The organism is Caballeronia terrestris (genome assembly GCF_001544515.1).
Lineage (GTDB): Bacteria > Pseudomonadota > Gammaproteobacteria > Burkholderiales > Burkholderiaceae > Caballeronia > Caballeronia terrestris.
Map to the genome: position 1 here is coordinate 1 of NZ_FCOL02000160.1, position 5,216 is coordinate 5,216.

The 5,216-nt window shown below is 61.2% G+C and carries 6 protein-coding genes and 1 pseudogene; 4 read left to right on the forward strand and 3 right to left on the reverse strand.

The features are described 5' to 3' along the window. Nucleotides 1-193: hypothetical protein (locus AWB67_RS42485; RefSeq protein WP_235025517.1), on the forward strand; the 193-nt coding region annotated here is incomplete at its 5' end. Here the strand turns inward: AWB67_RS42485 and AWB67_RS42490 are convergent. Both AWB67_RS42490 and AWB67_RS42495 read right to left on the reverse strand, forming a co-directional pair. Then, nucleotides 171-473 (reverse strand): hypothetical protein, encoded by a 303-nt coding sequence (locus tag AWB67_RS42490; protein ID WP_235025518.1) that lies wholly within the window; start codon nt 471-473, stop codon nt 171-173. The two genes, AWB67_RS42485 and AWB67_RS42490, sit on opposite strands and share 23 nt — an antisense overlap. Further along, nucleotides 457-690 (reverse strand): Mu transposase domain-containing protein, encoded by a 234-nt coding sequence (locus AWB67_RS42495; RefSeq protein WP_235008037.1) that lies wholly within the window; start codon nt 688-690, stop codon nt 457-459. The genes AWB67_RS42490 and AWB67_RS42495 overlap by 17 nt, the downstream gene beginning before the upstream one ends. Before the next feature lie 299 nt (nt 691-989). Between AWB67_RS42495 and AWB67_RS34315 the strand changes: the two genes are divergently transcribed. The 3 genes and pseudogenes from AWB67_RS34315 to AWB67_RS34325 all read left to right on the forward strand — a co-directional run bounded on the left by AWB67_RS34315 (nt 990) and on the right by AWB67_RS34325 (nt 4,784). Next, a complete protein-coding gene (locus AWB67_RS34315) occupies nt 990-2,003 on the forward strand; it encodes a hypothetical protein (protein ID WP_087660412.1) in 1,014 nt (337 codons plus the stop codon). Between the two features lie 590 nt (nt 2,004-2,593). After that, nucleotides 2,594-2,863: a hypothetical protein gene (locus AWB67_RS43260; protein ID WP_327359525.1), complete on the forward strand. Its 270-nt coding sequence runs from the start codon at nt 2,594-2,596 to the stop codon at nt 2,861-2,863. Further along, nucleotides 2,860-4,784, forward strand: a pseudogene (locus AWB67_RS34325) (helix-turn-helix domain-containing protein). The gene AWB67_RS43260 and the pseudogene AWB67_RS34325 overlap by 4 nt, the downstream one beginning before the upstream one ends. Nucleotides 4,785-4,961: 177 nt before the next feature. Here the strand turns inward: AWB67_RS34325 and AWB67_RS34330 are convergent. Further along, nucleotides 4,962-5,216: transposase domain-containing protein (locus AWB67_RS34330; RefSeq protein WP_143328450.1), on the reverse strand; the 255-nt coding region annotated here is incomplete at its 5' end.

Below are 5,216 nucleotides of genomic sequence, written 5' to 3' on the forward strand. Positions count from 1 at the left end.
CGGCCCGACCCATGACGCGTCGGCGATCTCGCTCCAGTGCGCCAGCAACCCGTACATCCGTAAGGCATGGGCGCGCTCGTCCAACTGCTCAGTCCTGTTTGTCAGGATCGGCCTCCGCTGCGAGCTGGTCGTAAATGTCGAGCCGGTGCGGCGTCACGCGCTTGTCCTTGTCACCCGTGTTCCGGCAGTTTGATGGCGATGGGCGGCGTGGCTCCCCCGGCAGCCCGCCGGCGCTCCAGTGTCAGGCGCCCCAGATTCTGGTGCGGCGCGGCGCCGCTCGCGAGGGTTTCCTCGATCGCGGCCTGAAGCTCGGCGGCGCCATACCAGTCGAGCAATCGCAGCAGTTGCGCGGTGATGTCGCCCAGATTGCTGCCGCGTTCGGCCGCGTGCAGCATCAGTGTCCGGGCAGCCGGTGCGGCGTGCGCGAGATGGTCCAGGCCGCGGTGGTGGCGAGCCTCACGTTTGTGCTCCACCAGCGCATCGATGTGCGCCGCGCTCGATCTGCGCGCCGCGGTTGTAACTGCGCGCATGCGCGGCGACGACATCGGCGCCATCGAGGATGCGCACCTGATGCTGGTCGACACGAACCGTGAGCGTGCGTCGCCCATGCGTGTGCGGTATCGAGTAGTCGTTCAGGTCGAAGCGCACATAGGCGTCCTGCCGGCTGTCACGGGAAGCTGCAGTCCGCACGGCTGTATTCAATGATGAGGAAGTCGTTGACGTTGTCACTCCTTCTCATTCGGAAATTGCGATCGTTGAGACGATCATTGCCATTGAGCTGGTCGATCCACAAACAGTAGCCGCGGTAATCCACGACGACCCTCGGGTTGTTCGGCATTTCCTTGTTGCTGTGAATCCGTGGAGAACTCTGCTCGTCGAGTGGCAGAGCTACGCGTGAATTGGCGATGATTCCGTTTGCTCTAGATCAACTGGGGTTCGGCGGTCTTGCATTATCTATGGTCCGTTGAGACATTCCGGTTGGAGTCGAGATGGCCTTCCTCGATAGATTATTTTCGCGTCAGCGCGCGCGCACGGGTTCAGATTTCGAAAAGAGGACCACCGATGCGGTTGCTCGAGTTCTCGCAATGAACCCGCGATTGAAGAACGCGCGTCGTTACGAAGAGAGGCTCACGCATGCGCTCACGACGGCGCTGGACTACACGGACAATCTTGTCGCCTCGTTGCCGCCGCTGCGCGATGCCAACGCCGACGCATGGTCGTCTGATCTGGCGATTCGGGCGTTCTTCGCGACACCCGACGATCTGGCTCAGGCCTTTAGTCGGTCGGAAACACTGCGTGCTTATTTCGAGAGCCGGGCCGATTTGACGGACGCGTATGCCGTCCTCGGCATGGCGATGACCGAGCGGCACGTATTGGGCGTCGCCCAGGAAGGAAACTCTGTCCGTCATGACGTGCCCCAGACTACGCTGTGCTTCAGTGACCATCGTGTCAAGATCTGCAGTGAATCAGATGCGTCATTGCATGCAGAGATTGGACGTCGAATGATCGATCAACTTACGCTGGAAGGCCTCGCGCGTCTCGCCGCCAATCAACGCGGGCTGGTGAAACAATCGCGGGCATTGATCAAGGAGCGTGTCGACCTGTTGGAAAGGCAAGGCGCGGGCATGCGTGCGGTCGTTGGCGCGCCTTTAATCACCGAATCAGCCGAGTTGGCTCGTCTTGGAATGCAGATGGAAGAGAATTCGCATGCGCTTGCCAAGCTCAGAGTGCCGGGGCAGCTAGGTGAGCTTGAACTGGAGTGTGTATGCAATGTGTTCTCGACACCATCTGACCACCTCTACGTTCAGAGCAGACGCGTGCGCCTGGACATGATGAACATAATACGGCCCGATGGAGGGGACGCGGGGCACGAGATTGAATTCCACTTCGCACGCGTTCCAGGCAATCCGGCCGTAGTGCGAGCGTTCGTGCTGGTGCGGATCCCACGGGGGGAGTTGCTACCGGCCGGACTGAACATCGATGCGGCGTTGCGGGCAATCTGAGATCATCGATAGCGGTCGTCCCCGGAAAGGCTCACAATCGAGCGCGGCTATTCGTAGAGCGCATTAATTCTGTCAATCCAGATTGGCCGCCGTACAACCGGTACCCGGTTGAATTGACGATATTGTTTCCAGTCCGAACGAAATAATGTCGTCAATTCGCATAAGTCCGCATTAAATTCGTCATTTCACGTCCTAGACTTCGAATTCCGTCCGTAAGGTGTTGATCTTATGGAAAATTCACTCGACAAGAAGCAGCCGGTGGCGCTTGTCAGACCGAGAGGCGCGCACCGTCTTGAGGTGTTCAGTCCGAAACTGGACCGGCGGCTGACGTTTTATCGGCGCTCCGCGCTTGAGCAGTGGATTCTGCTCGAAGCCGATCCTGCGGTTGGCGCTTTCTGCGAAAGGCCGGGGTTTATCCAGTACGGCGGACAGCGATATCTCGCGGAGTTCTGGGTTCGTTACGTTGATCGCGAGGAATTAGTCCTCCTTGGCGATTCGATTGTCGATATGGACGCGAGCCCTGCCGTACATCTGGCTCAGGCGGAGTTGACTGTCGGTCGGTCCTGCCGGCTGAACTCGCGGCGTCACGCATGTGGATCGACAACTGGCAGCGTATGCTGCCGTACATCGTGGCGAACCGGGGACTGGCTTCAGATGCCTTGTCGCACGCGATCGAACGCTTCCTTCGCGATCCGCAAAGACTGCTCGCAATCGAGCGGGAGTTCTCAACAGGCGATCCGATTGTCGTGCGTACGGCAGTGTTCGGGCTGCTGTACAGCGGCCGCGTGTGCGCTCAAGCTCTGAGAACCGAAGCATTGTCGCTCCTTACGGAGTTTGTCGCTGCGGAGCCAGTGCCATGAGCCGGCGCAAACCTGACTTCCAGGAACTCGACGTCACAGCCTGGCCTGATGTCGCCTACACAGAACTCGACAAGGAAGAAGTTCACGCCTTCCAGGTGCGCATGCAGGCGATCGAGCGCTACGCGCGGGGCGAGTGCGTAAAGGATATCGAGCAAGCGACCGGCGTCAACCGGCGGCAGCTCTATCGTTGGCTCGAACGGGGTTTGTCGCTCCATCCAGACGGACGCCCTTACGGATTTCGCGCACTGATCAAGCATGTGAGGATCGGTGGATATGTCCGGGTGAGTCCAGTGACGGTTCGGGGCGAACGCGGCAGTCGCGGTACGGTCGGGGCGCTGTCGCAACTTTTCGAGCGCCACCCGACGCTTGCGGCCTGGCTGCTATTGCAGGTCAGGCAGCGCCGCGTGCTGCTGCAGCAGCTCAACACCGATGGACGATTGCGGACACGTCTGCGGGGCTTGCGGTCGCTGCACGACGAATTCCTGCGACAGTGCAGGATGGTCGGGCTGACAGCGGCGGATTATCCGTTCAATACGGCCGGCCACGCGATCCGCTCGCTGTCGCAGCGCCTGAAGGCGGAGATGCTGCGCGGTTTTGGAACGGCCGCCCGCTCGGCGGGGGCCTCGCATCTGAAAGGTCTGCCGCGCACAGAGGGCACAAAGAGCCCGGCCGCGACGCGCCCGTATCAGGTAGTGGAGTTCGACGGTCACCGCCTCGACATCCGCCTGAAGGTGGTCGTTCGCGATCCACTGGGCTTCGAGCACGAGTTCGAGATGGAGCGGGTGTGGCTCCTCGTGATCATCGACGTGTGCACGCGTGCCGTGCTGGGTTTCCACATCGTGCTGGCCAGCGAGTATTGCCGCTACGACGTGATCAAGACCATCGAAAAAGCGCTGGAACCCCATCGCCCCAAGGCATTCAACATAGCCGGGCTCGGCTACGGACCGCAGGATGGGCGAACGAAACGTTGACGGCACTGTGCGAATTCATCGGCTGCTGTGTCGACGCCGGTCCGCGCTACAGTCCCGACGAGCGTCCCTACATCGAGCGCTTCTTCGGCACGATCGCGAGCCGCCTGTCGTCGCGCCTGCCAGGCTACACCGGTTCGCATCCACGCGATCTGCGCCGCGCTCTTTCCGACCCGAAAGACAACCTGCGCCTGTACGTGTCTCTCGACGAACTTGAAGAACTTGTCGAGTATGCGATTGCTGCCTACAACGGCACACCACACAGCGGCCTAAATAATGCCACTCCTCTTGAGGCGATTGAATATTTCGTGCGCGGCAAGCAAACGCTGGTGACGTGGCTTGCCGAACAGCGCCGTCGCACGCTGTGCCTGATGCAGTCGGCACGGCGCTGTCGGGTTCGCGCCTATCTCGAGCAGGGCGTGCGCCCGCACATCAAGCTTCATGGCGTGCGCTATACCAACGGCGTGCTGGCGACCAGCGCTCACCTGATCGGCAGGAATCTGCTCGTGTATATGAATGCCGATGACCTGCGCTGCGTGCGGGCGTTTCTACCGGATGGCACCGAACTGGGCGTGCTCGAAGCGCAGGGCGCGTGGCGGGTGGTGCCGCACAACCTCAAGCTGCGTCAGGAGATCCGCAAGGGAAAAGGCAAACGTCGCAATCACGTCGGGGCCGACGTCAATCCAATCGAAGCGTACGTGCGGGAGAAGCTGGCACAGGCGAAGACGACGCGCAAGGCCGCGACCCAACTCGCTCAAGCGATGCGGTTGCTCGCGACGGCGCCCACCGTGCGCACCCCGGCCGGACCGCCGCGAACGGTCGAGCCCGGTGCCGCGCCAGTGTCGACGGTCGCGCAATCGCCCGCGACGTCACCTGTCAATGAGGCGGATCTCGCGCCGCGTGCACCCGTGCGGCCGAAGAAACTCTCCATTGGTACCGGGCAGGTTTTCTAACCCTGTCATTTGCTTGGGAGGTGTCATGTCGCCCCAGTTACTGCGTCCGATTGATCGTAAGCGATAGTTTTAGCACACCGAACAGGGAATCACTTGCAAGCGAAGGGCAAGCATGGCTGCGTCTAGCGGTCTTGATGGCTTGCGCGCCAACGCGATGATCGGAGCGTGTCCGCTGCGTCAGCTGACGCTTGTCTCGGCCTGCCGCTTGGCGTAGTTGAACGGCAGCAGGTCGCGAATGTCAGCGTCCGGGGGCCGCTGCGGTAACTCGGTTAGCACGTGCAGCAGCCAGGCATGCGGTTCGACGCCGCAGGCTCGGCACGTGAGCATCAGACTGTAGACGATCGCGCTTGCTTTCGCACCGGCTTCCGTATCGCTGAACAGCCACGATTTTCTCGCGGTGGCAAACGGCCTGATGTCGCGCTCGATGACATT

Bases quoted from the DNA above. Each gene is read 5' to 3' on its own strand.
- AWB67_RS34315 (WP_087660412.1), top strand. From the start codon at position 990: ATGGCCTTCCTCGATAGATTATTTTCGCGTCAGCGCGCGCGCACGGGT.
- AWB67_RS43260 (WP_327359525.1), top strand. From the start codon at position 2,594: ATGTGGATCGACAACTGGCAGCGTATGCTGCCGTACATCGTGGCGAAC.